The organism is Pseudomonas sp. EA_65y_Pfl2_P78, assembly GCF_963970495.1.
Lineage (GTDB): Bacteria > Pseudomonadota > Gammaproteobacteria > Pseudomonadales > Pseudomonadaceae > Aquipseudomonas > Aquipseudomonas baetica_A.
The window spans coordinates 57,273-83,742 of record NZ_CAXAON010000010.1 but is presented as its reverse complement, the minus strand read 5'-3'; the positions used below and the strand labels follow the sequence as shown (position 1 = coordinate 83,742).

The 26,470-nt window shown below is 57.7% G+C and carries 24 protein-coding genes and 4 tRNA genes; 8 read left to right on the top strand and 20 right to left on the bottom strand.

The window, feature by feature from the left end:
• Positions 1 to 42 precede the first annotated feature (42 nt).
• Positions 43 to 2,082 (bottom strand): NADPH-dependent 2,4-dienoyl-CoA reductase, encoded by a 2,040-nt coding sequence (locus tag AACY02_RS11085; RefSeq protein ID WP_339431969.1) that lies wholly within the window; start codon positions 2,080 to 2,082, stop codon positions 43 to 45.
• A 208-nt stretch (positions 2,083 to 2,290) separates the two neighbouring features.
• On the opposite strand from AACY02_RS11085, the gene AACY02_RS11080 reads away from it, so the two are divergent.
• The gene (locus tag AACY02_RS11080) at positions 2,291 to 3,418 is read left to right on the top strand and encodes a carbon-nitrogen hydrolase family protein (protein WP_339431968.1); all 1,128 of its coding nucleotides are present in this window, start codon (positions 2,291 to 2,293) and stop codon (positions 3,416 to 3,418) included.
• Between the two features lie 3 nt (positions 3,419 to 3,421).
• Positions 3,422 to 4,462 carry an AraC family transcriptional regulator gene (locus tag AACY02_RS11075; RefSeq protein WP_339431967.1) on the top strand — a complete coding sequence of 347 codons (1,041 nt, stop codon included), beginning with the start codon at positions 3,422 to 3,424 and terminating at the stop codon, positions 4,460 to 4,462.
• A gap of 337 nt (positions 4,463 to 4,799) precedes the next feature.
• Here the strand turns inward: AACY02_RS11075 and AACY02_RS11070 are convergent, their stop codons facing one another.
• From AACY02_RS11070 to AACY02_RS11020, 11 genes are all read right to left on the bottom strand, one after another.
• Positions 4,800 to 5,660, bottom strand: coding sequence for a DUF2242 domain-containing protein (locus AACY02_RS11070; RefSeq protein WP_339431966.1), 861 nt, complete (start codon positions 5,658 to 5,660; stop codon positions 4,800 to 4,802).
• A gap of 301 nt (positions 5,661 to 5,961) precedes the next feature.
• Positions 5,962 to 7,818 carry a SurA N-terminal domain-containing protein gene (locus tag AACY02_RS11065; RefSeq protein ID WP_339431965.1) on the bottom strand — a complete coding sequence of 619 codons (1,857 nt, stop codon included), beginning with the start codon at positions 7,816 to 7,818 and terminating at the stop codon, positions 5,962 to 5,964.
• A gap of 228 nt (positions 7,819 to 8,046) precedes the next feature.
• On the bottom strand, positions 8,047 to 8,319 hold the full coding sequence (locus tag AACY02_RS11060; RefSeq protein ID WP_008077714.1) for an HU family DNA-binding protein: 273 nt from the start codon (positions 8,317 to 8,319) through the stop codon (positions 8,047 to 8,049).
• A 148-nt stretch (positions 8,320 to 8,467) separates the two neighbouring features.
• Complete coding sequence (gene lon, locus AACY02_RS11055; RefSeq protein ID WP_339431964.1) at positions 8,468 to 10,864, bottom strand: endopeptidase La; 2,397 nt, start codon at positions 10,862 to 10,864, stop codon at positions 8,468 to 8,470.
• 162 nt (positions 10,865 to 11,026) lie between these two features.
• Positions 11,027 to 12,310: an ATP-dependent Clp protease ATP-binding subunit ClpX gene (clpX, locus tag AACY02_RS11050; protein ID WP_016775335.1), complete on the bottom strand. Its 1,284-nt coding sequence runs from the start codon at positions 12,308 to 12,310 to the stop codon at positions 11,027 to 11,029.
• 112 nt (positions 12,311 to 12,422) lie between these two features.
• On the bottom strand, positions 12,423 to 13,058 hold the full coding sequence (clpP, locus tag AACY02_RS11045) for an ATP-dependent Clp endopeptidase proteolytic subunit ClpP (protein WP_007951559.1): 636 nt from the start codon (positions 13,056 to 13,058) through the stop codon (positions 12,423 to 12,425).
• Positions 13,059 to 13,151: 93 nt separating this feature from the next.
• On the bottom strand, positions 13,152 to 14,462 hold the full coding sequence (tig, locus tag AACY02_RS11040; protein WP_221730452.1) for a trigger factor: 1,311 nt from the start codon (positions 14,460 to 14,462) through the stop codon (positions 13,152 to 13,154).
• Positions 14,463 to 14,864: 402 nt separating this feature from the next.
• Positions 14,865 to 14,940 (bottom strand) — tRNA-His (locus AACY02_RS11035).
• A 76-nt stretch (positions 14,941 to 15,016) separates the two neighbouring features.
• A tRNA-Leu gene (locus tag AACY02_RS11030) sits at positions 15,017 to 15,101 on the bottom strand.
• 56 nt (positions 15,102 to 15,157) lie between these two features.
• Positions 15,158 to 15,233 (bottom strand) — tRNA-His (locus AACY02_RS11025).
• 32 nt (positions 15,234 to 15,265) lie between these two features.
• Positions 15,266 to 15,342 (bottom strand) — tRNA-Arg (locus AACY02_RS11020).
• A 275-nt stretch (positions 15,343 to 15,617) separates the two neighbouring features.
• Here AACY02_RS11020 and folD point away from each other — a divergent pair.
• Positions 15,618 to 16,472, top strand: coding sequence for a bifunctional methylenetetrahydrofolate dehydrogenase/methenyltetrahydrofolate cyclohydrolase FolD (folD, locus tag AACY02_RS11015; RefSeq protein WP_339431963.1), 855 nt, complete (start codon positions 15,618 to 15,620; stop codon positions 16,470 to 16,472).
• A 242-nt stretch (positions 16,473 to 16,714) separates the two neighbouring features.
• The gene (gene pbpG / locus AACY02_RS11010; RefSeq protein WP_339431962.1) at positions 16,715 to 17,653 is read left to right on the top strand and encodes a D-alanyl-D-alanine endopeptidase; all 939 of its coding nucleotides are present in this window, start codon (positions 16,715 to 16,717) and stop codon (positions 17,651 to 17,653) included.
• 53 nt (positions 17,654 to 17,706) lie between these two features.
• Here pbpG and AACY02_RS11005 read toward each other — a convergent pair whose 3' ends face one another.
• The 3 genes from AACY02_RS11005 to AACY02_RS10995 all read right to left on the bottom strand — a co-directional run bounded on the left by AACY02_RS11005 (position 17,707) and on the right by AACY02_RS10995 (position 18,891).
• Positions 17,707 to 17,913: a hypothetical protein gene (locus AACY02_RS11005; protein WP_339431961.1), complete on the bottom strand. Its 207-nt coding sequence runs from the start codon at positions 17,911 to 17,913 to the stop codon at positions 17,707 to 17,709.
• 12 nt (positions 17,914 to 17,925) lie between these two features.
• Entirely contained in the window at positions 17,926 to 18,132 is a 207-nt protein-coding gene (locus tag AACY02_RS11000; protein WP_339431960.1) for a DUF6021 family protein, read from the bottom strand.
• 87 nt (positions 18,133 to 18,219) lie between these two features.
• The gene (locus AACY02_RS10995; protein WP_221730496.1) at positions 18,220 to 18,891 is read right to left on the bottom strand and encodes a peptidase C39 family protein; all 672 of its coding nucleotides are present in this window, start codon (positions 18,889 to 18,891) and stop codon (positions 18,220 to 18,222) included.
• Positions 18,892 to 19,139: 248 nt separating this feature from the next.
• Between AACY02_RS10995 and AACY02_RS10990 the strand changes: the two genes are divergently transcribed.
• On the top strand, positions 19,140 to 19,298 hold the full coding sequence (locus AACY02_RS10990; protein ID WP_339432017.1) for a hypothetical protein: 159 nt from the start codon (positions 19,140 to 19,142) through the stop codon (positions 19,296 to 19,298).
• 74 nt (positions 19,299 to 19,372) lie between these two features.
• Here AACY02_RS10990 and AACY02_RS10985 read toward each other — a convergent pair whose 3' ends face one another.
• Positions 19,373 to 20,122, bottom strand: a complete 750-nt coding sequence (locus tag AACY02_RS10985) for a TerC family protein (RefSeq protein ID WP_339431959.1) — start codon at positions 20,120 to 20,122, stop codon at positions 19,373 to 19,375.
• Between the two features lie 29 nt (positions 20,123 to 20,151).
• Positions 20,152 to 20,394 (bottom strand): hypothetical protein, encoded by a 243-nt coding sequence (locus AACY02_RS10980; protein ID WP_221730458.1) that lies wholly within the window; start codon positions 20,392 to 20,394, stop codon positions 20,152 to 20,154.
• Positions 20,395 to 20,527: 133 nt separating this feature from the next.
• Here AACY02_RS10980 and nhaR point away from each other — a divergent pair, with 133 nt between their 5' ends.
• Positions 20,528 to 21,427, top strand: a complete 900-nt coding sequence (gene nhaR / locus AACY02_RS10975) for a transcriptional activator NhaR (RefSeq protein ID WP_339431958.1) — start codon at positions 20,528 to 20,530, stop codon at positions 21,425 to 21,427.
• Here the strand turns inward: nhaR and AACY02_RS10970 are convergent.
• Positions 21,422 to 22,585, bottom strand: a complete 1,164-nt coding sequence (locus AACY02_RS10970; protein WP_339431957.1) for an MFS transporter — start codon at positions 22,583 to 22,585, stop codon at positions 21,422 to 21,424. The two genes, nhaR and AACY02_RS10970, sit on opposite strands and share 6 nt — an antisense overlap.
• Positions 22,586 to 22,921: 336 nt before the next feature.
• On the opposite strand from AACY02_RS10970, the gene sstT reads away from it, so the two are divergent.
• Positions 22,922 to 24,154, top strand: a complete 1,233-nt coding sequence (gene sstT, locus AACY02_RS10965) for a serine/threonine transporter SstT (RefSeq protein ID WP_339431956.1) — start codon at positions 22,922 to 22,924, stop codon at positions 24,152 to 24,154.
• 70 nt (positions 24,155 to 24,224) lie between these two features.
• On the opposite strand, the gene AACY02_RS10960 is transcribed toward sstT, so the two are convergent.
• Entirely contained in the window at positions 24,225 to 24,734 is a 510-nt protein-coding gene (locus AACY02_RS10960; protein WP_221730462.1) for a DUF1993 domain-containing protein, read from the bottom strand.
• Between the two features lie 125 nt (positions 24,735 to 24,859).
• On the opposite strand from AACY02_RS10960, the gene AACY02_RS10955 reads away from it, so the two are divergent.
• Complete coding sequence (locus AACY02_RS10955) at positions 24,860 to 25,504, top strand: YceH family protein (protein ID WP_339431955.1); 645 nt, start codon at positions 24,860 to 24,862, stop codon at positions 25,502 to 25,504.
• A 67-nt stretch (positions 25,505 to 25,571) separates the two neighbouring features.
• Here AACY02_RS10955 and AACY02_RS10950 read toward each other — a convergent pair whose 3' ends face one another.
• On the bottom strand, positions 25,572 to 26,390 hold the full coding sequence (locus AACY02_RS10950; RefSeq protein ID WP_339431954.1) for a shikimate 5-dehydrogenase: 819 nt from the start codon (positions 26,388 to 26,390) through the stop codon (positions 25,572 to 25,574).
• Positions 26,391 to 26,470: the final 80 nt, after the last annotated feature.

Genomic DNA, 26,470 nt, shown 5'->3' with positions numbered 1-26,470 from the left:
CCAGAGACACTTCCCCCAGTGGGGGCGGGGAATTTGCCCTGCTTAGAGTTCGGCGGCGAGGCGCGACCCCTGATTGATCGCGCGTTTGGCATCCAGTTCCGCCGCCACATCAGCGCCACCGATCAGGTGCACATTCTGGCCTGCTGCCACCAAGCCATCGTGCAACTCACGCAGCGGGTCCTGTCCCGCGCAGATGACAATGTTGTCCACTGCCAGCACTTGCGGCTCGCCGGTTTCGCCGATGCGGATGTGCAGACCTTCGTCATCGATGCTCAGGTAGTCGACGCTGTTGAGCATCTGCACCTGCTTGTTCTTCAAACCGGTGCGGTGAATCCAGCCAGTGGTCTTGCCCAGACCATCGCCCACCTTGGTTTTCTTGCGTTGCAGCATGAACACTTCGCGGGCCGGCGCGTGCGGAGCCGCCTTGATGCCGGCCACCCCACCTCGGGCTTCAAGGTGCGTGTCGATGCCCCATTCTTTCCAGAACGCGGCTCGATCGAGGCTGGTGGCCACGCCTTCATGCACAAGGAATTCCGAGACGTCGAACCCGATCCCGCCCGCGCCGATCACCGCCACACGCTTGCCGACCGGTTTGCGCTCAAGGATCACATCCAGATAACTCAGCACCTTGGCGTTATCCACCCCCGGAATCGCCGGCACGCGCGGCGCAATACCGGTGGCGAGGATGATTTCGTCGTAACCGCCGTCCACCAGTTTTGCCACATCGACGCGGGTGTTCAGGCACACCTCGACATGGGTGGTCTGCAACTTGCGTTTGAAGTAACGCAAGGTCTCGAAAAACTCTTCCTTGCCCGGCACGCGTTTGGCGATGTTGAACTGGCCACCGATCTCGCTGGCCGAATCGAACAGGGTCACCTGATGGCCGCGCTCAGCCGCCACGGTGGCGGCGGACAACCCGGCAGGCCCGGCGCCGACCACGGCGATTTTCTTGATCTGCTGCACCGGCAGGTAATTAAGTTCGGTTTCGTGGCAGGCACGCGGGTTGACCAGACAACTGGTGAGCTTGCCGCCAAACGTATGATCCAGACAGGCCTGGTTGCAACCGATGCAGGTGTTGATCTCATCGGCGCGACCTTCGGCCGCTTTGTTGACGAAGTCCGGATCGGCGAGGAATGGACGCGCCATCGAGACCATGTCGGCATCGCCTTCGGCGAGAATCTGCTCGGCGATTTCCGGGGTGTTGATGCGGTTGGTGGTGATCAGCGGAATGCTTACCGCCCCACGCAGCTTGGCCGTGACCTTGCTGAATGCGGCACGCGGCACTTTAGTGGCAATGGTCGGGATCCGCGCTTCGTGCCAACCGATGCCGGTGTTGATGATGGTCGCACCCGCCTGCTCGATGGCTTTGGCCAGGGTCACGATTTCATCCCAGGTACTGCCGCCCTCGACCAGGTCGAGCATCGACAGACGGAAGATGATGATGAAGTTCGGGCCGACCGCCTCACGCACGCGGCGAACGATTTCCACCGGCAGGCGCATACGGTTTTCGTAGCTGCCACCCCAGCGGTCGGTGCGGTGGTTGGTGTGTGCGGCGAGGAACTGGTTAATGAAATAACCTTCCGATCCCATGATCTCAACGCCGTCATACTCAGCCGACTGCGCCAGTACCGAACAGGTGACGAAATCGCTAATCTGCTTCTCGATACCTTCCTCGTCCAGTTCTTTGGGCTTGAACGGGTTGATCGGTGCCTGAATCGCACTCGGTGCCACCTGTTTCGGGCTGTAGGCATAACGACCGGCGTGAAGGATCTGCATGCAGATCTTGCCGCCCGCCTCGTGCACTGCGCGGGTCACGATGCGGTGCTTGAGCGCTTCTTCTTCGGTGGTCAGCTTGGCTGCGCCGGAGTAAACGCCGCCCTCGTCGTTCGGGCCGATACCGCCGGTGACCATCAGGCCGACGCCACCACGGGCACGTTCCGCGAAATACGCTGCCATGCGCTCGAAACCACCCGGTTTCTCTTCAAGGCCCGTGTGCATCGAACCCATCAGGGTGCGATTGCGCAGCGTGGTGAATCCCAGGTCCAGCGGGGCCAACAGGTGCGGGTAATGAGCGGCGGTCATCGGTAACTCCACAACGAGCAATCACGGAAAAGTTGCGGAAGTTCTTTGTCCCCCGTCAGTCATACTCGACAGACTAAGAGTCGCATCGCTGTCACTCAATGACCGTAACTGACAACTTATTGATCCAAATGCACAGCGCCCCTTGGCAAGTACGCCCATGGGCCCTACCCTAGTCGCCACACCCTGTACCCGGCTGCTGTTGGTTTTCATGCGCAAACTTTTGTACCTGTTTTTTTCCATGGCCATCGTGGCCGTTCTCACCACCTATGCCATGTGGGCGGCAGACCGGCCTGCGGGGCATTACCTGTCGGACTTGCGCATCAAACTGGCGGTCGATCAGGGCACGCCTGCCGACCGTGGCAATTTGCTGGGTATCCAGCCAGAGCTGTTTCCTACCGACTATCAGAACCCCGAGCGTCTGCACCGCAAGCTCGCGGCTTATTTGCAGCAAGCGCAGGATCAGGGCTTGTTGAATGACAAGACCGTGGTGGTGCTGCCCGAACATGTCGGCACCTGGCTGATGATCAGCGGCGAGAAAGACGAGTTGTATCAGGCACCGACTCTTGCAGAAGCGATGAACTGGCTGGCAGCGAGCAATCCGCTGCTGTTCGCCCGGGCCTGGCTCAGCGCCAAGGGTAGCGACCGTCTCGACGACGCCCACCTGCGCATGAAATCACGCGCCATGGCCAAGGATTACCAGACGCTGTTCGGGGGGCTGGCCAAAGAGTTTCATGTGACCCTGGTGGCTGGTTCCATCGTGCTGCCTGAGCCAACCATCCGCGACGGCCAACTCAAACCCGGCAGCGGCGCGCTCTACAACAGCAGCGTGGTCTTTGGCCGCGACGGTGTGCCCCTCGGCCAGCCGCAACGCCAGATGCATCCGGTCTTTGACCAGCATGACGTCATCCAGGCCAGTGAACGGACGATCAACGTCGTCGACACCCCGGCCGGACGTCTCGGCGTGCTGATCGGCCGCGACAGTTGGTATCCGGACAACTACCGCCAACTCGATGAACAAAGCGCGCAACTGGTGGCGGTGCCGGCGCAGGTGCTCGGACAGGGTGCCTGGGATCAGCCGTGGCGCGGCTATAAGGGTTCGAGTACACCGAGTTCAGTCAGCCTCAAACCCGGTGACGTCAGCGAAGGCCAAGCCTGGCATCGCCTGACCCTGACCACGCAGCCGCCCGGCAGCCGGGCGATTGCCGGGATGAGCGTATTCCTGCGCGGGCAATTCTGGGACAAAGCGAGTTCGGGTCAGAGCTTCCTCAGCAGCAACGGTCAGCAGTTTGCCGCAGGCGATGCCCGCGGTGCATGTCTGCTCAATATCTGGTTGTAAGCCATGAAGCCGCTGCCGATGCGCCTCGGGGATCTGTCGGTAGGCTTTGTCCATAGCCTCGCCGACGCCGTGCGCAGTCATGGCGCCGACCCACTGCCGATATTGGAGCAGTACGGTCTGGATGCAGCGCGATTGGCCGAGGCCGGCGCACGGCTTTCGATCCCGCGTTATATGCGTTTGGGTTACAGCGCGATTCAATTGACGCAAGATCCGGCGCTGGGCTTGCGCATGGGCCAGCTCAGTCGCCTGAGCCAGGCAGGACTGGCCGGTGTCACCGCGTCGCAGGCCCCCACGGTGCGCGAAGCAGCTCGATGTCTGATCCGTTTTGAACCGTTGTACGGCTCCAATTACCGCGGCCAATCGAGTTTCCACGAAGACGCCAACGGCGCGTGGCTGCGTTTCTATTCGATCAGCCCGTACAACGCCTATAACCGCTTTGTGGTGGATTCAATCATCGCCGGCTGGTTGCATCAGCTATCCAGTGTCGGCGGCGAAGTGCTCAAGGCCGAGCGCATCGAAATCGAATTCGACACGCCGGATTACCACGACGCCTACCGCGTGCTGGGCGATTGCCCAATCCAGTTCGGCGCCGAGCGCAATCAATTGCGCCTGAACCTGAGCAGCCTCGCCCTGCGCAACCCTCAGCACTGCCCGAGCACCTGGCGGCACCTGCTGCAACTGTGTGAACGAGAACTGGAACAACTGACCCGCACTCGCAGCCTGCGCGAACGCATCACGCAATTGCTCGGGCCTTTGCTCAGTGGAGGCCGGGAACCGGACCTGGAAGAAGTGGCGGCACGCCTGAAGCTGCCTACCTGGACATTGCGGCGCAAACTGGCCGAAGAAGGCACGCAGTTTCGCGCGATCCTCAATGACACTCGCCGTGATCTGGCGATGACCTACATCCGCGACACCGAACTGGCGTTCGGCGAAATCGCCTACTTGCTGGGCTTTGCCTCAGCCGAAGCATTCCAGCGAGCGTTCAAACGCTTGAGCGGACAAACCCCGGGCGAATTTCGCCGCAGTCATCGCAAAACAGCTTGAAACCTTACAGCTCGGTGGCGTCTTCGGCCGGCTCGGGCTGATCCAGTTCATAGGCCTGGAACTCGAGCAGTTCTTCTTGATAGTCATCCATTGTGTCATCCCCCTACTGCTCTATTCGATGGTGTCCCGAGCATAGCGCGCCCGTGTGAAGGAAAAATGAAACAGCGCCTTCATGAATAAAACGTAGCAGGTGGTCAGGAATTTATCGCAGTTTTTTTGACAGCCCATAAAACAAAAGCGGGCCTGCTCGCGAAGAGGCTGTGTCAGTCGATGCAAATGTCGACTGACACACCGCATTCGCGAGCGCCCCCGCTCCCACAGAGATTCGGTAGGCGAATTATTGGCCGGAGGCTGGCATCGCCGGAATTGGCTCGGACGGCGGCGGGATGTCCGTCGGGTTGGCAGGTGGCGTGATGGTTTGCGTGGCTGGCGCCGCCGGTTCAGCACTCGGCGCGGGGGCAATCGGGGTTGACTCGGCGGGTGGTACAACCGGCTCTGAACTCAGCGGTGTGGTTTCAAGTGGCGCCGGCGCGGCAGCCGCTGGGGCGGGTGTTGGTGCTGGAACGGGCTCAGCGGCAGGCGCAGGAGCAGGTTCTGCGGCAGGAACTGCTTTAGGCTCAGGCATGCCCAGATCCGTCTTTGGCTTTTCTTCGATATGCGCGGCTTTCTTCGTTTCTGCCGGCAGGAACTGTTCTACCAGGGTAAAGAAACGCTCGTAGAACTTTTGAGCGGTCACCGTCTCGCTGGCAACCTTGACCATCGAATCGTCCGAAGAGCCGATCGGCATGGACACCGAGCCCAGCACACCAACACCCAGACTGGCGGAGTTGTTGGTCTTCTTCAGTGCGTAGCGATCTTGCAGGGCGTTGGCGAACACCGTCGCATGATGCTTGCCACTGCCATCTTCGGCGCAGACCACGTTGAAACTGATCTCCAGGTGAGTTTCACCGGTCTGCTGGAAGCTCTTGTGGCCGCTGACCAGTTTCGGGTCACTGCTGGTAATGATGTAGCCCTGACTGAGCAACGCACGGCGAGCCGCTTCGCAACTGCCGATGTCGCTTACCGGATAGTTACGCGAAAACGTGCCGGAATCGTCGAAGCTCTCATGCTCATAAATCGGCTTGTCCTTCGAACAGCCAGCAACCGCGGTCAACAACAGCGCCAATCCGACAACACGCAGGGAAGTGGAAATCAACATTGAACATCCTGAGGGAAAACAGTCCGGGGCGTATTGTGCAACAGATCGCAGCCGGACGGCGTATGGATTAGTGTCTTAAAACAGTTACAACGCTATCGACCTTCAGCTGCGGGAAAAAGTCGCAGCGATAAATCATCGATAAACATCCGCGACCTCGCGGTGGCGGTGAGGAAAATTGCACGGAGAAGGTCAATAAATGAGCCTCTGAAACGGCTATGTCGCCTGAACTGCCAACAAAAGCGCACCCACAAAAAACCCCGGCTGTCAGGCCGGGGCTCTTGTCTTGCCGCTCAGTCAGACATCAATAACGCTTGATCTCTGCCTGGGCTTCCAACTGCTTGCGATACGCCGCGAAGTCCTGCTGACCTTCACGAGACGCGAGGAAGCGACGGTATTGAGCCTTCTCTTCATCAGTCGGTGCAGCCGCTTCGTTGACGCCGTTCAGCCGAACGATCATCAGGCTACCGTCCGGCAGGGTCACGCTGCTGTACGTAGGCTTGTCCTTGGCAACCGGCTTCGGCATGCGGAACAACGCTTGCAGCACAGCAGGATCAATACCTTCCTGAGCACGGGTGGCCGCTTCGGTGGTTTTCCAGCTCTGTCCATCAACCGCCTTGCCATCGCGCAGATCAGCAATCAGCTTCTCGGCCTTGGTTTTGGCAGCTGCACTGGCGTGCTCTTTGGTCAGTTGTGTGCGAATGGCCGCGCTCACGCTTTCCAAAGGCAGTTGCGCAGGCTTGAGGTGCTCCTTGGCGCGCAGCACGACCACGGTTTCAGGATCCAGCTCGATGGCAGTGCTGTTGGCGCCTTCATCGATCACTTCAGTGCTGAACGCGGCGGTGACCACGGCACGGTTGGCCGTAATACCTTCACCACCCTCACGGCCAAACGGCTTGGAGGTGTGCACAGTCAGCTTCAGATCCGCCGCCGGCTGAGCCAGGTCAGATGCCTCGAACGCGGTGTCTTCCAGTTGCTTGGTCGCCTCGACAAAACGCTGCTCGACTTGCGCCTCTTTCAACTGGCGGGTCAGCTTGTCCTTCAGGCTTGCAAAGGTCGGCACTTGAGGTGCTTCCACGCCCAGCAACTTGATCAGGTGGAAACCGAAGTCGGTGCGAACCGGCCCGGAAACCTGATCCTTGGACAAGGCGTACAGGGCCTTCTCGAAAGCCGGATCGTAAACGCCGGGACCGGCATAACCCAGGTCACCGCCATTGTTGGCCGAACCCGGATCCTGCGAGAACTCTTTGGCCAGCGCTTCGAACTTCTCGCCCTTGGCCAGACGCGCCTGGATGTCTTCGATCTTCGCCTTGGCCTGCGCTTCGGTGGTCTTGTCGTTCACTTCGATCAGAATGTGCGCCGCACGACGTTGTTCCGACAGGTTGGCGATGTCTTTTTGATACGCCGCTTGCAGGTCTTCGTCCTTGACGGCGACCTGATCGAAGAAGGAAGACTTCTTCAACTCAAGGTAATCGATGACCACCTGATCCGGGGTCATGAATTCCTTGGCGTGTTCGTCGTAGTAAGCCTTGACCTCATCGTCGGTCAGCTTGATCGCAGCCGGATCGGTCTTGACGTTCAGGGTGGCGAAATCGCGAGTCTGTTTCTCCAGACGGGCGAATGCCAGCACTTCAGCGTCGGTGACGAAACCGCTGCCAGCGACACCGGCCCGCAGTTGGCCGATCAGCATTTCCTGAGCCAGCATCTGGCGGAACTGCATACGGCTGTAACCCAGAGAACGGATCACCTGGTCGAAACGATCAGAGCTGAACTTGCCGTCCACCTGAAATTCAGGCGTTTGCAGGATCACTTGGTCCAGAGCAGCTTCGGAGAAAGCGAATTTCGATTGTTCGGCACCTTGCAGCAGCAGCTTGCGATCAATCAGGCCCTTGAGAGCCGACTCGCGCAGCATTTTTTCGTCGAGCAAGGAAGCATCGAAATCCTTGCCCAACTGTTGCATCAGCTGACGGCGTTGCATGTCAACGGCCTGGCTCAGCTCGTTCTGGCTGATTTCCTCACCATTGACCTTGGCCGCCTCGTTAGAGTGCGTCGTGGCCTTGAAAATGGCGTCGAAACCGGTCAGAGCCATCAGTGCAACGATGACTCCGATAATGGTCTTGGCAATCCAGCCTTGTGAATTGTCCCTGATATTCTGCAGCATGCGTCCCCCAGAAACGGTTGAACTTCAAAATTAGGCAACCGTGGAGCGTGGGTAGAATCCGGATAGAAGAAAGGCGCATCCGAGGATGCGCCTTCTCGTAACTGGCGGAGCGGACAGGGCTCGAACCCTCGATCCCGGCGTTACAGGCATCTGTTTCAGCGACCTGCTCTACCGCTCCGCTGCCAGGTCAGGCATGACCCCGACCCGGATAGGTAAAAACCTGAAAACTTAGTTAACAGCTTCTTTCAGTGCTTTACCGGCTTTGAAACCTGGTTTTTTGGCCGCTGCGATCTGCAGCGTCTTGCCGGTCTGTGGGTTACGACCAACGCGAGCCGGACGATCAGTCACGGAGAACGTACCGAAACCAACCAGAACAACGGAGTCGCCAGCCTTGAGAGCGCCAGTGACGGATTCGATTACTGCGTCCAGCGCACGGCCAGCAGCAGCTTTCGGGATATCAGCGGATGCAGCGATAGCATCAATCAGTTCCGACTTGTTCACTCTAAGTCCCCTTATATCTATTTTGAGATGATTCTAAGTTTTTTGGTGAAAGCAAAAACGTGTGCTGAATGGCCTACAGACACTTAAGAGCCGCTTTATAACAAGGGCTCTAAAAAGCTGTCAAGGAAGCCACCCAGGCAAAAACGTATTAATGCGTGCTAATTCTTTCCTTAGAGTCAGACTCACGTTTTTCGTCCTTGGCAACTATCTCCGGAGCCACATCCGGCAAGGGCTCCGGCGCGTATTGCAGCGCAATTTGCAGGACCTCGTCAATCCATTTAACCGGTTTAATCTGCAGATCCTGCTTGATATTGTCAGGAATCTCCTTCAGATCGCGCACATTCTCTTCCGGAATAATCACAATCTTGATTCCGCCACGGTGCGCCGCCAGCAGTTTTTCCTTCAGACCACCAATGGCCAGCACTTGACCACGCAAAGTGATTTCACCGGTCATGGCGACATCAGCGCGCACCGGAATGCCGGTCAAGGCCGAAACCAATGCCGTGCACATGCCTACACCCGCGCTCGGTCCATCTTTCGGGGTCGCCCCTTCCGGCATGTGGATGTGTGTGTCTCGCTTTTCGTGGAAGTCCAGAGGAATGCCCAGACTCTTCGCACGGCTGCGCACCACGGTCAGGGCAGCAGTGATCGATTCGACCATTACATCGCCCAGCGAACCAGTCTTGATCAACTGGCCTTTACCTGGCACAACTGCGGCTTCGATGGTTAGCAATTCGCCCCCCACCTGAGTCCAGGCAAGGCCGGTAACCTGACCGATCTGATCCTGCTGCTCGGCCAGACCGTAGCGGAACTTGCGCACACCGAGGAAATGTTCCAGCAAGTCTGCTGTCACTTTCACCGAGAAGCGTTTTTCCATCGCGTGCTCTTTAACGGCCTTGCGGCAGACCTTGGCGATCTGACGTTCAAGGCCACGCACACCGGCTTCACGTGTGTAGTAACGGATGATGTCGCGGATCGCCTCTTCGTCAAATTCCAGCTCGCCTTTCTTCAGACCATTGGCAGCGATCTGCTTTGGCGACAGGTATTTGACCGCAATGTTGATCTTCTCGTCTTCGGTGTAGCCCGGCAGACGGATGACTTCCATCCGGTCCAGCAGCGCCGGCGGGATGTTCATCGAGTTGGAGGTGCACAGGAACATCACATCCGAGAGATCGTAATCGACTTCCAGATAGTGGTCGTTGAAGTTGTGGTTCTGCTCGGGGTCGAGCACTTCCAGCAACGCCGACGCTGGATCGCCACGCATGTCGCTGCCCATTTTGTCGATTTCATCGAGCAGGAAAAGCGGGTTACGGACGCCCACCTTTGTCATCTTTTGAATCAATCTTCCGGGCATCGAACCGATGTAAGTCCGGCGGTGACCTCGAATTTCCGCTTCATCACGCACGCCACCCAAGGCCATGCGGACGAATTTACGGTTTGTGGCGTGGGCAATCGACTCCGCCAGCGAAGTTTTACCCACGCCTGGAGGACCGACCAGGCACAACACCGGGCCACGGATTTTCTTCACGCGTTTTTGTACGGCGAGGTATTCAAGGATGCGCTCCTTGACCTCTTCGAGACCGTAGTGATCCGCATCGAGAATGTCTTCTGCGCGAGCCAGGTCCAGGCGCACTTTGCTCTGGGCCTTCCACGGCACCTGTACCAACCAGTCGATGTACGAGCGCACCACAGTGGCCTCTGCGGACATCGGCGACATTTGCTTGAGCTTGTTCAACTCGGCAGTGGCTTTGGCCAATGCGTCTTTCGGCAGACCGGCAGCGTCGATGCGCTTTTTCAGGTCTTCGATTTCGTTGTGACCTTCGTCGCTATCGCCGAGCTCCTTCTGAATGGCCTTCATCTGCTCATTCAGGTAGTACTCACGCTGACTGCGCTCCATCTGCTTTTTAACGCGACCGCGAATGCGTTTTTCGACTTGCAGCAGGTCAATCTCGGCGTCCAGCAACGCCAGGACGTGCTCGACCCGGGCCGACAAATCGATGATTTCCAGGATTTCCTGCTTCTGCTCGATTTTCAGCGCCATGTGGGCGGCCATGGTATCGACCAGACGGCCCGGTTCTTCGATGCTGTTGAGCGACGACAGGACTTCTGCGGGGACTTTTTTGCCCAACTGCACATATTGTTCGAACTGAGACAGCAGTGTACGCACGAACACTTCGGACTCGCGCTCGGCAGCGTCGAGTTCTTCAATCAAGGAGACTTCGGCACGACAGTGGCCGTCGACTTCGCTGAAGCGCTCAACGGTACCGCGCTGCTCACCCTCGACCAGAACCTTGACGGTGCCGTCAGGCAGCTTGAGCAGTTGTAGAACGGTGGCAATGGTACCTACGCGATAGAGAGCGTCTTCACCGGGATCATCATCAGCCGGGTTTCTCTGGGCCAGCAGCAAAATCTGCTTGTCGCCCGTCATCGCTGCCTCGAGGGCTTCGATGGATTTCTCACGCCCCACGAACAGCGGGATAACCATGTGCGGATACACGACGACATCACGCAATGGCAGGAGAGGCAATTCGATGGTTGTCTTCATGATTTCGCCTCTACGGCGGCCATATGGCCGTAATCAGATGGAATTAAGCTTGAAACCAAGATGGGGGCTGCCTTGAAAAAAAACAAGCGCAAAGCGGATGTAAAAAACGACATAAAAAAAAGAGGCCCGAAGGCCCCTTCTTTGTTCCGGCAGCGTAGACGCTTAAGCGTCCGGTGCTGCCTTGGCAGTCGGCTCACTGTTCTCGTAGATATACAGTGGCTTGGACTTGCCTTCGATCACACTCTCATCGATGACGACTTTGCTCACCTCGGACTGCGAGGGGATTTCGTACATCGTATCGAGCAGCACACCTTCGAGAATCGAACGCAGGCCACGGGCACCGGTTTTACGTTCCAGGGCACGTTTGGCGACCGATTTCAGCGCGTCGGAGCGGAACTCCAGATCCACGCCTTCCATCTCGAACAGCTTCGCATACTGCTTGGTCAGAGCGTTTTTCGGCTCCGTGAGGATCTGCATCAGCGCAGCCTCGTCCAGCTCGTCCAGTGTCGCAAGGACTGGCAGACGACCGACGAATTCCGGGATCAGACCGAACTTGACCAGATCGTCAGGCTCGACTTCTCGCAGGGACTCACCGACTTTCTTGCCTTCTTCCTTGCTGCGAACTTCTGCGTTGAAACCGATGCCGCCTTTGGTGGAACGGTTCTGGATGACCTTCTCGAGGCCCGAGAACGCACCACCGCAGATGAACAGAATGTTACGGGTGTCGACCTGCAGGAATTCCTGCTGCGGATGCTTGCGGCCACCTTGCGGCGGTACGGAAGCGACCGTGCCTTCGATCAACTTGAGCAAGGCCTGCTGCACGCCTTCACCGGAAACGTCCCGGGTGATCGACGGGTTGTCGGACTTGCGGGATATCTTGTCGATTTCGTCGATGTAGACAATACCCATCTGGGCCTTCTCTACGTCGTAATCACACTTCTGCAGCAGCTTCTGAATGATGTTCTCGACATCTTCACCGACATAACCAGCCTCGGTGAGGGTGGTTGCGTCAGCGATGGTGAACGGAACGTTCAGCAAGCGGGCCAGTGTTTCGGCCAGCAGGGTTTTACCAGAGCCTGTCGGGCCGATCAGCAGGATGTTGCTCTTGCCGAGTTCGACGTCGTCAGCCTTTTTGTCACGCTGGTTCAGACGCTTGTAGTGGTTGTACACCGCTACGGCCAGAACCTTCTTCGCACGCTCTTGACCAATGACGTATTGATCAAGGATGCCGCTGATTTCTTTAGGCGAAGGCAATTTATGCGCGCTGCTTTCGGCCTGGGCTTCCTGCACCTCCTCGCGGATGATGTCATTGCACAGGTCGACGCACTCGTCGCAGATAAAGACCGAGGGGCCGGCAATCAATTTGCGTACTTCATGCTGGCTTTTGCCACAGAAGGAGCAATAGAGCAGCTTGCCGTTGTCCTCGCCGTTGCGGGTGTCAGTCATTCGTTCGATCCAAATCCGATAGGCTTGCAACACAAGATGAAGGCTATTGCGGGCTTTTTCAAGCCCGCCGCTGATCAGACGCGCCGACCAAGCCTATTTTGAGCTGCTTATTTTAAGCTGGGCGCTGGTTGATCACTTCATCGATCAAGCCGTATTCCTTCGCAGCTTCTGCACTCATGAAGTTATCGCGATTGGTATCGCGCTCGATTTCTTCAAGGGTACGACCGCTGTGCTTGGCCATCAGCGTGTTCAGGCGCTCGCGAATAAAGAGGATTTCCTTGGCATGGATTTCGATATCCGATGCCTGACCCTGGAAACCACCCAGTGGCTGGTGAATCATCACGCGCGAGTTCGGCAGGCAGAAACGCTTGCCTGGAGCACCGGCGGTCAACAAGAACGCGCCCATGCTGCACGCCTGACCGATGCAAGTGGTCGATACGTTGGGTTTGATGAACTGCATGGTGTCGTAAATCGACATGCCCGCTGTCACCGAACCGCCCGGGGAGTTGATATAGAGATGGATGTCCTTGTCCGGGTTTTCCGCTTCAAGGAACAGCAGTTGCGCACAGATCAGATTGGCCATGTAGTCCTCTACCGGACCAACCAGAAAGATCACTCGCTCCTTGAGCAGGCGCGAGTAGATGTCATAGGCGCGTTCGCCACGAGCAGATTGCTCGACAACCATCGGGACCAGGCCGCCTGCGGCCTGGATATCAGAGTTCTGCTGAATATACGAATTACGGAACATGCTCTGCAGTCACTCCCAAATAGTTATGTCTTGAATACGCATAAGCCAGCTCGAGAGCTGGCTTATGGTGTGCACTTCTTAACGCAAAAACAATCAGTCGGCTGTTGGAGCTTCTACCGGCTTGACCGCTTCTTCGTAAGAGACCGATTTGTCGGTCACGCTAGCTTTCTGCAGAACAGTATCCACAACTTGTTCTTCCAGCACAACCGAACGAACCTCGTTCAGTTGTTGGTCGTTCTTGTAGTACCACGACACGACCTGCTCAGGCTCCTGGTACGCCGAAGCCATTTCCTGAATCATTTCACGAACACGGGCATCGTCAGGCTTGAGGTCGAACTGCTTGACCACTTCAGCCACGATCAGACCCAGCACTACGCGGCGCTTGGCTTGCTCTTCGAACAGCTCGGCCGGCAGTTGGTCAGGCTTGATGTTGCCACCGAACTGCTGAACAGCCTGCACGCGCAGACGGTCAACTTCGTTGGACAGCAGAGCCTTAGGCACTTCGATCGGGTTGGTGGCCAGCAGGCCGTCCATTACCTGATTTTTCACCTTGGATTTGATCGCCTGACGCAGTTCACGCTCCATGTTCTTGCGAACTTCGGTGCGGAAGCCGTCGATGCCGCTTTCCTTGATACCGAATTGAGCGAAGAACTCTTCGTTCAACTCAGGCAGCTTTGGCTCGGAAACAGTGTTGACCGTCACGGTGAACTCAGCGGTTTTACCCGCCAGATCCAGGTTCTGATAGTCCTCAGGGAAGGTCAGGTTCAGAACGCGCTCTTCGCCCGCCTTAGCGCCCACCAGGCCTTCTTCGAAGCCCGGGATCATACGGCCGGAACCCAGAACCAGCTGAGTACCTTTGGCGGAGCCACCTGCAAACACTTCGCCATCGACCTTGCCAACGAAATCGATGTTCAGTTGGTCTTCGTTCTGGGCAGCACGATCAGCCACTTCAAAACGGGTGTTCTGCTTGCGCAGGATGTCGAGCATTTTGTCCAGGTCAGCGTCAGCCACGTCAGCGCTCAGGCGCTCAACGGTGATGCCTTCGAAACCGGCAACGGTGAACTCAGGGAACACTTCGAATACAGCAACGTATTCCAGATCCTTGCCCGCTTCGAGCGATTTAGGCTCGATCGAAGGCGAACCAGCCGGGTTCAGCTTCTGCTCAACCACAGCTTCATAGAAGGAGGACTGGATGACATCACCAACAGCTTCCTGGCGAGCGTCAGCACCGAAACGGCGCTTGATTTCGCTCATTGGCACTTTGCCTGGACGGAAGCCAGCAATCTTGGCCTTTTGGGCAGTCTGCTGCAGACGCTTGTTGACCTGGCTCTCAATGCGCTCAGCCGGCACGGTGACGCTCATGCGGCGCTCAAGAGCAGTAGTATTTTCAACAGAAACTTGCATGGATATTCCTCGTTGCACAGACGTTAGCCGGCCGTTTCCGACCCCAGAATCAAGGGCATGCATTCTAGTGGGTCAAACTCAAGAAGTCACCCTACTGAAAACGGGTAAAAAAACAGCAGGCAATTTATAGGGACCGTTGCACGAATGCGTGGCGCCCCACAGGCGAATACAACCAATCACGCCAGGGCTCTGCGCCGATCTTTTCTATATATAGAAGAGACCGCCAATCACGCCCTGACGGCCGACCCTGCAAGCAAGCCCGGCGAGCAGCACAGAATCATCGAGCAACATAAACACGACGAAACGCCCCACTCCTGCGAATCGAAGCCGGCAATCGCCAAGTCTTCAAATCGCTAAAACAAAAAAGGCGCCAGACTGTTAAATCTGGCGCCTTTCGAAATATGGGGTGGACGATGGGGATCGAACCCACGACAACGGGAGTCACAATCCCGTGCTCTACCAACTGAGCTACGCCCACCATATTGCGTAACAAAAAAGCCAAACAACTTCTTTGTTGAACCTCACCTGCCCGAAGACATGAATGAAGCTTTAATTGGTGCGGATGAAGAGACTCGAACTCTTACGCCTCGCGGCGCTGGAACCTAAATCCAGTGTGTCTACCAATTCCACCACATCCGCGGATCAAGCTTTAAAGCAAAGGCGCCAGACTGTTACATCTGGCGCCTTTCGAAATATGGGGTGGACGATGGGGATCGAACCCACGACAACGGGAGTCACAATCCCGTGCTCTACCAACTGAGCTACGCCCACCATATCGCGTTACTTGTGCCAAAGCTGCCTAATGGCGCACCCGGCAGGACTCGAACCTGCGACCATCCGCTTAGAAGGCGGATGCTCTATCCAGCTGAGCTACGGGCGCCTTATTAATCTGTACTCTTAAAGGACTACAAACTAAGTGCTTTCCAGTGTCACAGAACCTTGATTCCGCTTCACCTTCTTAACCAGTGCTAGGCTGTGCCCGACAAGTGCGACGAATAGTATAGAGCGCCCGAAAGGTCGTCAAATCCTTTTTAAAAAAAATTCATTTAATTAAAGGAGTTAGAGGAATTTGCTGACCAAGCGCCTTTGCCCTCACCGCTCGACATGCGAGAATGCGTTCTCATTTTTTCCCCTCTCGATGGTTAATCACGCGCAATGACTGCACAACTAATCGACGGCAAATCGATCGCCGCCAGCCTGCGCCAGCAGATCGCCCAACGAGTTGCCGAGCGTCGCCAGCAAGGCCTGCGCACTCCCGGCCTCGCGGTGATCCTGGTCGGCAGCGATCCTGCCTCTCAGGTTTATGTCTCGCACAAGCGTAAAGACTGTGAAGAGGTCGGCTTCCTCTCTCAAGCCTACGACCTGCCCTCTGAAACCACGCAAGAAGCGTTGACCGATCTGATTGATCGCCTCAACGACGACCCGGCAATCGACGGCATTCTGTTGCAACTGCCGCTGCCCGAGCATCTGGATGCCTCCAAACTGCTGGAGCGCATTCGCCCGGACAAAGACGTCGATGGCTTCCATCCTTATAACGTCGGGCGTCTGGCCCAACGCATCCCTCTGCTGCGTCCGTGCACCCCTAAAGGCATCATCACTTTGCTGGAAAGCACAGGCGTTGATCTTTACGGACTGGACGCAGTTGTGGTCGGCGCCTCAAACATCGTCGGTCGTCCGATGGCGATGGAGCTGTTACTGGCTGGCTGCACCGTGACCGTGACCCATCGCTTCACCAAGGATCTGGCCGAGCACGTCGGTCGTGCCGATCTGGTCGTTGTGGCTGCCGGCAAGCCGGGCCTGGTCAAAGGCGAGTGGATCAAGGAAGGCGCGATCGTGATCGATGTCGGGATCAACCGTCAGGACGACGGCAAACTGGTCGGTGACGTTGTCTACGAAACCGCCCTGCCCCGCGCCGGCTGGATCACGCCGGTACCGGGCGGCGTCGGCCCGATGACCCGTGCCTGCCTGCTGGAAAACACCCTATACGCAGCGGAAACCCTGCACGCCTGAGTGGTTTTTTTCACGCGCTGGCAATACCCCCGAGAACCCCGCCGCGTGCGGGGTTTTTCGTGCCTGAGAAAAAGCTGTAACCGTTCGCCGGAAAACCCTATTTCTACAGGCCTTTTCACAAGATTTTCAGGCCACTCAAACAACCATCGACAGTTATTCAGCCATACTCCTAAAATGCGACGCTTTTAAGAAATAACCCGTTACAAACTAACGGAATATCCAACCTTTATGAGTTCGCCCGCGTGAAAATTCGTCTTTCGATTCTGAGCCTGTTTTTTGCTTTTACAGGCACATTCATCACGCCATCGATCAATGCCGCGCAAACCATCGCTGCCCCCCGTGACGCTTCGCAATTGAAAATCGCCTCCGGTAGCGCCCTGCTCATGGATATGCAGACCAAAAAAGTCATTTATTCCAGCAACCCTGACGTGATTGTGCCGATCGCTTCCGTCAGCAAGCTGATGACTGGCCTGGTGGTGGTTGAAGCCCGACAGAACATGGACGAATGGATCAATGTCGATATCAGCAATACGCCGGAAATGAAGGGCGTGTTCTCCCGAGTCAAACTCAAGAGTGAACTGCCGCGCCGCGAGATGCTGTTGATTGCTCTGATGTCTTCGGAAAACCGTGCGGCCGCCAGCCTCGCGCATCACTACCCGGGCGGTTACGCAGCCTTTATCGCGGCGATGAACGCCAAGGCCAAGGCGCTGGGCATGACCAACACGCACTTCGTCGAGCCGACCGGCTTGTCTGAGCGCAACGTGTCGACTGCCCGTGACTTGAGCAAGTTGCTGGTAGCCGCCAGCAAGTACCCGGTCCTCAGCGAACTCACCACCACCAAGGAAAAGACCGTCTCTTTCCGTAAACCCAATTACACACTGGGCTTTCGCAATACCGATCACTTGGTCAATAAGGCCGACTGGGACATCAAGATCACCAAAACCGGCTTCACCAATCCTGCCGGTCATTGCCTGGTACTGGTAACGAAAATGGGCAACCGCCCGGTCGCGCTGGTGATTCTCGACGCGTTTGGTAAATACACCCATTTTGCCGATGCCAGCCGCATCCGCAGTTGGGTGGAAACCGGCAGGAGCGCCAGCGTTCCAGCAGCGGCTCAACAGTACAAAGCCGACAAAAACCTCAAGGCGCGCCAGAGCGGCGTGGTCGAAGCCTCCAAGTAATTCGCGCCATAAGGAAAAGCCCCGAAATTTCGGGGCTTTTTCTCATCTGCACATCAGTCGTTAGGCAGCGGCATCTCGTCGTCATCAGGAATCCCGTCACCGGCACTCGGATCCCGCGCAGGCTGCGGCGTAAGTACATTGGGTCGCGCCAACGGGTCACGCAGCGGGCTCTCAGAATCCAGCACCGGGTCCACTTCCTGCTCAGGCGTGGTCGGCACACTGTCGGGCTTTTGGTCATCGAAGCTTGAATCGGTACTCATACGCACCTCGCATCAAGGTTTGAGATCGGCTAACGGATCGTAGGGCTTGGCCGGTTTGGTGTCGTCTTCGCCAGGCTTCACATCTTTGGGCGCCTTTGCAGGGCCAATGGGGTCGACTTGCGGATCTTCGAGATCCGGCGAGTCCGGATCGAACCCCAGATCGTTACCTGAAGAATGCTCAGAAGAATGCGGGCCTTTCGGGGATGGGGAATCTGTCATGTTGCCTCCTGATTCACCCGTAAAACCGGGCTATAACCGTAAGAGGCTGGCCGGGCGCAGTCGTGCCCGGCAGATGACGAACGGAACTCAGTGCGCCGCCAATGCCTTGCGCGCCTGCGCGGCTTCCGGCTCCTGACCGGCCTGTGACAACTCATCGGCGGCCTTGAGCCAGCGCTGACGATCCACCGCCACCGGAATCTGCGAAGGCTTTTGAATCAAGATGGCCCAGCCACCGGACTTTTCGAATGCCGATTCAAAAGCGCTGAAGCTCATGATTTCGCGACGGTTCATGCCCGCGCGCAGCAGCACTTTCTGTTTATTGCGGTCGTAGCCGGAAAGAATGGCATAGCGCGGTTGCGCCCAAAACGCTGAACCTTCGCTGAAGCGCACCATCACCGGATAGCCCGCAGCAACCTGCGTCAGCAGTGCTGGCAGATTGCGGTCCAGCGGATAGACGACCAAGCCATATTCCCGTGCAAGCTTCTGCATGTTCTGCTGCAATTTATCTTCGGCGCCCGGCAGGTGCAGCGGTTTTGCCAACAGACCCGGGGTGATCACGATGCCTTGCTGTGACAACAGGCTGGCCAACACTTGCGGCCCGGACTGATTGGCGTCGCCGCGATAGAACGTACCACTGAGCTCAACCCGTTCGGGCAGACGCTTCACCTCGGGTGCCACACTACCTGCGCACCCGGCCAGTACGGCTGCGCAACCAGCCACCAGCAGCGCCGCGCGAATTCGAGAAAATACCTGCACCATCATCACTCTCTGTTCAAGACGCCGGTCATCGTGTTCCGGCAGTGCCTGCGATCATAGGGCGGCACAAAGCTGCGGTATAGCCTTAAACTGCAGACTCAACGATTGCATAGAGCAAACTGATTGGTCGCCACCGACCTTTGGTCAATAGCTTGAAACACCCCATTGACTAGACTGTCACTGACATAGAGCGATTTGAGAGAAGCGTGTGCCCGAGCCAGGGCAAAGAGGAGGCACTCATGAGCCTGACCATGACTATCGTAATGTTGATTGCCGGCTGGCTGGCCGTTGCTACCGCCATGCTGTGGGGCGTGTTGCGTGTTTCCCGACGCCACCATCATCACCCCACCCAACCCGCACCGATCGAGAAACCGGGCAAGCACCGCGCGCAACCTGCGACTGCACACTGACTGTCGGTAGAACTGCGAACAAAAAAAGCCGCCTGGACTCTGGGAGTTCAGACGGCTTTTTTACAACTTGACGATTACACCTGCTCAGCCAACTTCTTCTGCCGTGCTCGACGGGACATCATGTTCAGCACCTCAATCGCCGCCGAGAACGCCATGGCCGCATACACATAGCCTTTCGGTACGTGGGCGCCGAAGCCTTCGGCGATCAGCGTCATGCCGATCATGATCAGGAAGCCCAGGGCCAGCATCACCACCGTTGGGTTGTCGTTGATGAACCTGGCCAGCGGCTCAGCCGCAAACAGCATCACCAGCACCGAGACCACGACCGCGATGATCATGATTGGCAAGTGTTCGGTCATGCCGACCGCCGTAATGATGCTGTCGATCGAGAACACCATGTCGAGCATCAGGATCTGCCCGATTGCCGCTGCAAAGCCCAGGGTCACCGTCGAGGAGGCCGATTTCGGGTCTTCCGGCGCCGGATCCATGCTGTGGTGAATCTCGGTCGTAGCCTTCCAGACCAGGAACAGACCGCCGGCGATCAGGATCATGTCCTTCCAGGAGAACGCCTGGCCGAGGATTTCGATCACAGGTTCGGTCAACTGCACGATGAAGGCGATGGTGCTCAACAGCGCCAGGCGCAGAATCAACGCCATGCCGATGCCGATGCGGCGCGCCTTCTGGCGGTGCTGCTCGGGCAACTTGTTGGTCAGAATCGAGATAAAGATCAGGTTATCGATGCCGAGCACGATCTCCATGACCACCAGTGTGGCCAAAGCAACCCAGGCAGCGGGGCTGGCGGCGAGTTCCAACAGATATTCCATGGGTCAGTCCTGACTCGTTGTAAGACGGTTTAGATAGTCTTTGAGGAAGATTCAGATGTTTGCGTATCTTTTTCCGGTGCTTCTTTTTTCTCGATCAACCCGCCCGTGGCTTCGCTGAGCGCTTGTTCGGCGGCTTTGTGGGTATCGTCGATCGCCTGCTTGGCGCTTTCGGCGGCTTTACCCATTAACTGTTGGGCGCTTTTCTCGGCCTGATCGCAACCAGCCAGCACCAGTAAAGACGTAAACATCAGCACAGGAAATGCGTATTTCATGAGGTTTCCTCCCAATCAACAGACAGGGCCACACACCGGCCCTCAATGGCTGGGCATTCTAGGGAGGGAGACACTTCAGGAAAATTCGTATTTTTAGCGGCTATACTTCGATTTTCACGAACTGTAGACCCTCATGCTCAACTATCGACAACTGCATTACTTCTGGGTCGTGGCCAAGACCGGCAGCATTGTGCGTGCCTGCGAGCAACTGAACCTGACCCCACAGACCATCAGTGGGCAGATTTCCCTGCTCGAACACACCTACGGCGTCGATTTGTTCAAGCGCGTGGGGCGGCAACTTGAACTCACCGAAGCCGGGCGCCAAGCCCTGCCCTACGCCGAGCAGATGTTTCAGCTCGGCGGGGAACTGGAGCTGATGCTGCGCGCGCAACCCAACGAGCAGCAGATTCTGTTCCGCGTCGGCGTGGCCGACGTGGTGCCCAAATCCATCGTCTATCGTCTGATCGCGCCAACCATGGAGTTGAGCGAGCCGCTACGCATCACCTGTCGCGAGGACAAACTCGAACGCCTGCTGGCAGATCTGGCCATCCAGCGTCTGGATCTGGTGATCTCCGACAGCCCGATGCCACCACACCTCGATATCAAGGGCTACAGCCAGAAACTCGGCGAATGCGGGATCAGTTTCTTCGCCACCGCCGAACTGGTGGCACGCTATGGGCAGGATTTCCCGCGCAGCCTGCATGGCGCACCGCTGCTGATTCCCGGCGCAGAAACCGTGGTGCGCAGCCGTTTGCAGCGCTGGTTTGCCGAGCAGCAGATCCAGCCGAAAATCGTCGGCGAGTTCGATGACAGTGCCTTGATGCAGGCATTCGGCCAATCCGGCAGCGGGATTTTTATCGGCCCGAGCGTGATTGCCGAAGAAGTGAAGCGCCAGTATGGCGTTGAGTTGATCGGCCAAACCGACGCGGTGACCGAGTCGTTCTATGCCATATCAGTGGAGCGCAAGGTCAAGCACCCCGGCATCGTTGCGATTGCCGAAGGTGCCCGACGCGAGTTGTTTACCGCGTTATGAGAGTTCAGCGCAGACTTCGCGCGGCTTGAGCGTCATCAATACCATGGCGAGCAATACCGACAGCAGAATGAACCCGGCAGCGGCGAAGCCAAGGAAGCCCAGCCCCGCGCTGTCGATCACCCGCCCACCGATCATGGCGCCAAGGCCGATGCCAAGGTTAGCCCCGGCAATATTCAGCGAAGCGGCAAAGGCCGGTGCTTGTGGTGCGGCTTTCATCAGGCGCACATGGCTGACCAGAAACAACGCCGCTTGGGTCACGCCCCAAATCCCCATCGCCACTGCCAACCCCAGCGGCGAATGAATGTTTGGCACCAGCGACACCATGCCGGCAATCATGAACGCACAGAACAACACCGACGCCCCCAGCGGATGCCGATCCACCGCACGTCCGCCCAGCGAGTTGCCGATCAGACCGACCGCGCCGAAGCCCATCAGGCACCAGCCGACCACCGTGCCGTTGAAACCGGCCAGGCGCTCAAGGATGTCTGCCAGATAGGTGTAAGCGGTAAACATGCCGCTAAACACCAGAATCGACAGCACAATGTGGCCGATCATCAAAGGGCTGCGCAGGATTTTGAACTGCGAGCGGAAGCTGACCTGATGCTGGTGCAGACTGGTTTTCGGCAGATATACAAACAGCAGCAACGCCTTGGCAAACGCGATCACCGCGAGAATACCGAAGGCACTGCGCCAGCCGAAAGCATCGGAAATCAATGTGCCGACAGGAATGCCAAACACCGTGGCGCAGACGATGCCGAAGCCGATCTTGGCGATGGCGCGGCCGGCGTAGTCCGGACCGACGATGTCCACTGCGGTTTCACTGGCCAACGCCCAGAACACTGGCAAACCCAGCGCCGGGATCAGCCGCGCAACCGCCATCACCCAGATATTCGGCGCCAATGCAGCAACGGTATTGGCCAGGCCAAACATGATCAGGATGGTGATGAACAGCTTGCGTCGCTCGAAGCGGGCGAAATACGCGGTCAAGAATGGGCCGAACATTGCCACGGTAAAAGCGAATAGCGTCACCAGCAGACCGGCCTGCGGGATGGTGACCGCAAGGTCTCGGGCAATCGCCGGCAACAGGCCAACGATGACGAACTCTGTGGTCAGCACCGTGAAGCCAGCGGCGGACAACAGAAGGATGGGCAACAGCATGGGAAACTCCAACGAAACGACGACACCAGCGATGACCAAAAGGCCCGCTGGCAGAACTTGAAAAAGAGGAAGGAGAATCTTAACAGAGTGTTTCCAGACTGACTTGCACAAACCTGTCGATCTTGCCGGCGAATCGGGTGGCAGATCGTCACATGCCTGAAGGATAAGGCCTACGCTGTGGTAAAGTCCGCGCCCTGCAAAACGTACACCCTGTTCAGCGAACAGTTTAATGGCGTTGAAATCGCGTCAACACTTTCGGTTCGTGACGCTGGCCTGCCCTGTTTCGCCAGCGCATTCACGCAACCCTGCACCCTATAAAAAATCAGAGATGCCGCTATGAATGCTTCATCCCCTTCTTTCTTGCAACGCTTAAGCAAACTGAGCCTGGTCACACAAATTGTCATCGGCCTGATCGCGGGTATCGCCTTGGCGCTCGTCGCGCCCGAAGCCGCGAAATCTACGGCCTTCATCGGCAAGGTCTTTGTTTCGGCGCTGAAGGCCGTGGCACCGATTCTGGTGTTCGTGCTGGTAATGGCCTCGATTGCCAACCACAAGCACGGTCAGGAAACCCACATCCGTCCAATTCTGTTCATGTATCTGCTGGGTACGTTCAGTGCGGCAGCGGTCGCCGTGGTTGCCAGCATGATGTTCCCATCGAACCTGGTGCTGTCCACGGACAACGTCGCAGTGACCGCACCGGGCGGCATCACCGAAGTGTTGCAAAGTCTGTTGCTGAGCGCGGTCGACAACCCGATTCATGCACTGATGAACGCTAACTTCATCGGCATTCTGGCCTGGGCCATCGGTATGGGCGTTGCCATTCGCCATGCCGGCGAGACCACCCGCCAAGTGCTGGGCGATCTGTCCAACGGTGTGACCGTGATCGTGCGCGTGGTGATTCGCTTCGCCCCGCTGGGCATTTTTGGCCTGGTCGCGTCGACACTCGCCACGTCGGGTTTTGATGCACTGGTCGGTTATGCGCACCTGCTGGCGGTATTGCTCGGCTGCATGCTGTTCGTGGCGCTGGTGATGAACCCGCTGATCGTGTTCTGGAAGTTGCGCCGCAACCCTTATCCGTTGACCCTCAAGTGCCTGCGCGAAAGCGGTATCACGGCGTTCTTCACCCGCAGCTCGGCGGCGAACATTCCGGTCAACCTGGAATTGAGCAAGCGTCTGGGTCTGCATGAAGACACTTACTCGGTGTCGATCCCGCTGGGGGCCACCATCAACATGGCGGGGGCGGCGACCACTATTACCGTGCTGGCGCTTGCTGCCGTGCACACGCTGGGTATCGCGGTGGACATTCCAACCGCCATCCTGCTCAGTTTGGTCGCGGCGGTCTGCGCGTGCGGCGCGTCGGGCGTTGCCGGTGGCTCGCTGCTGCTGATTCCGCTGGCGTGCAGCCTGTTCGGCATCCCGAGCGAGATCGCCATGCAAGTGGTTGCGGTCGGTTTCATCATTGGTGTGTTGCAGGATTCGGCCGAGACCGCGCTGAACTCCTCCACCGATGTGCTGTTTACCGCAGCGGCCTGCTTGGGCGAAGAAGAGAGAGCCCAACGCACCGCATAACCGCTCCCATAAGAGAAATGAAAAGCCCGCCAAGGCGTAAACCTTGGCGGGCTTTTTGTTGCCGGGTGGTTTAGAACGCGCCCATGTAATCGCGTTTACCCACTTCAACACCGTTGTGACGCAGCAGGGCGTAGGTGGTGGTGACATGGAAGAAGAACTGCGGCAGACCGTAGGTCAGCAGATAAGCCTGGCCGCTGAAGCGCTTCTCTTTCGGTGTGCCCGGACGGGTGACGATTTCAATGCCTTCCTGGCCATTGATCTGCTCAGGCTTGATCTCGCCGATAAAGGCCAGAACCTTGGCGATCAAGGCTTGCAGCTCAGCGAAGGTGGTTTCGCTGTCGTCGTATTTCGGAATCTCGACTTCGGCCAGACGCGACGAAACGCCTTTGGCGAAATCAACCGCGATCTGCACCTGACGCACCAGCGGGAACATGTCCGGGTACAGACGAGCCTGCAGAAAGGCGTTCGGGTCGATGTTTTTCTCGGTGGCGTGGGCTTCAGCCTTTTTCAGGACATCGCTCAGGGCGTTGAGCATTTGTTGAAAAACCGGGACGGATGCGGCGTACAGGGAAATGGTCATGGCAATCTCATGTGGTGGCTGGGTGGAACGTGGAGGCGATTATAGCCATGCTTGATGACCACACGGCTTGCCTTTTGTTTGGCAAGGATTAGGCTAGGCGCCTTCGACTGCAGAGGGAACGCGCGATGTCCACAGAACCAGAATCCAGCTTCGACGAACCACGGCTCACTGCCACGGAAATCCGCATCCTGGGATCATTGATCGAAAAACAGGCCACCAGTCCGGAAACCTATCCGCTGACCCTCAATGCGCTGGTGACCGCGTGTAATCAGAAAACCAGTCGCGAACCGGTGATGAACCTGACCCAGGGCCAGGTGGGCCAGAGCCTGCGCACACTGGAAGGTCGCGGCTTCGCCAAACTGGTCATGGGCAGCCGCGCCGACCGCTGGGAGCACAAGGTCGACAAAGCGCTGGAGTTGGTGCCGGCGCAGGTGGCGCTGACCGGGCTGATGTTTCTGCGCGGCCCGCAGACCGTTAACGAACTGCTGACCCGCAGCGGGCGCATGCATGATTTCGAAGATGCCGAGCAAGTGGTGCATCAGCTTGAGCGCTTGATCGCTCGCGGGCTGGCGGTGTTGATTGCGCGCCAGGCTGGGCAGCGCGAAGACCGCTATAGCCATGCGCTGGGCGATCCGGCGGATATCGAGGCGATTCTGGCGGCGCGGCAAAATCCCGGGGAGCGCGCCAGCGGCGGGGTTTCGATCGAACGGATCGAAGAGCTTGAGGCGCGGATTGCGGCACTGGAAGAGCGCCTGGCCCGCCTCGAATAAACACCATCCCCCTTTGGGAGCGGGCTTGCTCGTGAAGAAGCCCGCTGAACCAACACAGACTTCAGGATCAGCTACGGGCGAATGCCGCCGCCGCCTGAAACTGCTCTTCGGTCGGCCGCACCCCGGTGTACAACACAAACTGCTCCAGCGCCTGGATCGCTATCACTTCCAGCCCGGTAATGACCCGCTTCCCTTGCGCGCGGCCGCGCATGATCAGCGGCGTTTGCGAAGGAATGGCCACCACATCAAACACCGTGTCGGCCGCCTTGATCACCTCAGGCTCAAACGCCAGTTGCCCCGCCTCAGGGCCGCCGTCCATGCCGACCGGCGTCACGTTGATCAGCATCTGCGCACGCTCATCCCCCAGTTCAGCCTGCCAGCGATAACCCAGCGAGTCTGCCAGCGCACGTCCGGCACGCTCATTGCGCGCCACGATCAAGCCGTTTTTATAACCACCGTCGCGCAAGGCACTGGCCACTGCCTTGGCCATACCGCCGCTGCCGCGCAGGGCGAAAGTCGAATCCTTGGGCACCGCGTGGGTTTCCAGCAACTGCGCGATGGCGATGTAATCGGTGTTGTAGGCCTTGAGATGGCCATTAGTGTTGACGACAGTATTGATCGACTGAATCGCTTGCGCCGAGGCATCCAGCTCATCGACCAACTCGATGCAGGCTTCCTTGAACGGCATTGATACGCCACAGCCACGAATGCCCAAGGCGCGAATCCCGCCGACAGCGCCGGCCAGGTCCTGGCTGCTGAACGCCTTGTAGTAGAAGTTCAGGCCCAGTTGCTCATACAAATGATTATGAAACCGCAGACCGAAATTGCCTGGGCGTCCGGACAGGGACATGCACAGCTGGGTGTCTTTGTTCGGGTTCATCTGCATGAAACTTCTCCTTCAAACGCACTTTCGGATGGACGGGATTAGCCATTCCATCGGGTTCTGAATGATCATATCGCTTGCCT

What these genes read in the sequence shown, in the direction of transcription:
- AACY02_RS11085 (WP_339431969.1), bottom strand. Translation starts at nt 2,082, where the DNA reads ATGACCGCCGCTCATTACCCGCACCTGTTGGCCCCGCTGGACCTGGGA.
- AACY02_RS11080 (WP_339431968.1), top strand. Translation starts at nt 2,291, where the DNA reads ATGCGCAAACTTTTGTACCTGTTTTTTTCCATGGCCATCGTGGCCGTT.
- AACY02_RS11075 (WP_339431967.1), top strand. Translation starts at nt 3,422, where the DNA reads ATGAAGCCGCTGCCGATGCGCCTCGGGGATCTGTCGGTAGGCTTTGTC.
- AACY02_RS11070 (WP_339431966.1), bottom strand. Translation starts at nt 5,660, where the DNA reads ATGTTGATTTCCACTTCCCTGCGTGTTGTCGGATTGGCGCTGTTGTTG.
- AACY02_RS11065 (WP_339431965.1), bottom strand. Translation starts at nt 7,818, where the DNA reads ATGCTGCAGAATATCAGGGACAATTCACAAGGCTGGATTGCCAAGACC.
- lon (WP_339431964.1), bottom strand. Translation starts at nt 10,864, where the DNA reads ATGAAGACAACCATCGAATTGCCTCTCCTGCCATTGCGTGATGTCGTC.
- clpX (WP_016775335.1), bottom strand. Translation starts at nt 12,310, where the DNA reads ATGACTGACACCCGCAACGGCGAGGACAACGGCAAGCTGCTCTATTGC.
- clpP (WP_007951559.1), bottom strand. Translation starts at nt 13,058, where the DNA reads ATGTTCCGTAATTCGTATATTCAGCAGAACTCTGATATCCAGGCCGCA.
- tig (WP_221730452.1), bottom strand. Translation starts at nt 14,462, where the DNA reads ATGCAAGTTTCTGTTGAAAATACTACTGCTCTTGAGCGCCGCATGAGC.
- folD (WP_339431963.1), top strand. Translation starts at nt 15,618, where the DNA reads ATGACTGCACAACTAATCGACGGCAAATCGATCGCCGCCAGCCTGCGC.
- AACY02_RS11005 (WP_339431961.1), bottom strand. Translation starts at nt 17,913, where the DNA reads ATGAGTACCGATTCAAGCTTCGATGACCAAAAGCCCGACAGTGTGCCG.
- AACY02_RS11000 (WP_339431960.1), bottom strand. Translation starts at nt 18,132, where the DNA reads ATGACAGATTCCCCATCCCCGAAAGGCCCGCATTCTTCTGAGCATTCT.
- AACY02_RS10995 (WP_221730496.1), bottom strand. Translation starts at nt 18,891, where the DNA reads ATGGTGCAGGTATTTTCTCGAATTCGCGCGGCGCTGCTGGTGGCTGGT.
- AACY02_RS10990 (WP_339432017.1), top strand. Translation starts at nt 19,140, where the DNA reads ATGACTATCGTAATGTTGATTGCCGGCTGGCTGGCCGTTGCTACCGCC.
- AACY02_RS10985 (WP_339431959.1), bottom strand. Translation starts at nt 20,122, where the DNA reads ATGGAATATCTGTTGGAACTCGCCGCCAGCCCCGCTGCCTGGGTTGCT.
- AACY02_RS10980 (WP_221730458.1), bottom strand. Translation starts at nt 20,394, where the DNA reads ATGAAATACGCATTTCCTGTGCTGATGTTTACGTCTTTACTGGTGCTG.
- nhaR (WP_339431958.1), top strand. Translation starts at nt 20,528, where the DNA reads ATGCTCAACTATCGACAACTGCATTACTTCTGGGTCGTGGCCAAGACC.
- AACY02_RS10970 (WP_339431957.1), bottom strand. Translation starts at nt 22,585, where the DNA reads ATGCTGTTGCCCATCCTTCTGTTGTCCGCCGCTGGCTTCACGGTGCTG.
- sstT (WP_339431956.1), top strand. Translation starts at nt 22,922, where the DNA reads ATGAATGCTTCATCCCCTTCTTTCTTGCAACGCTTAAGCAAACTGAGC.
- AACY02_RS10960 (WP_221730462.1), bottom strand. Translation starts at nt 24,734, where the DNA reads ATGACCATTTCCCTGTACGCCGCATCCGTCCCGGTTTTTCAACAAATG.
- AACY02_RS10955 (WP_339431955.1), top strand. Translation starts at nt 24,860, where the DNA reads ATGTCCACAGAACCAGAATCCAGCTTCGACGAACCACGGCTCACTGCC.
- AACY02_RS10950 (WP_339431954.1), bottom strand. Translation starts at nt 26,390, where the DNA reads ATGCAGATGAACCCGAACAAAGACACCCAGCTGTGCATGTCCCTGTCC.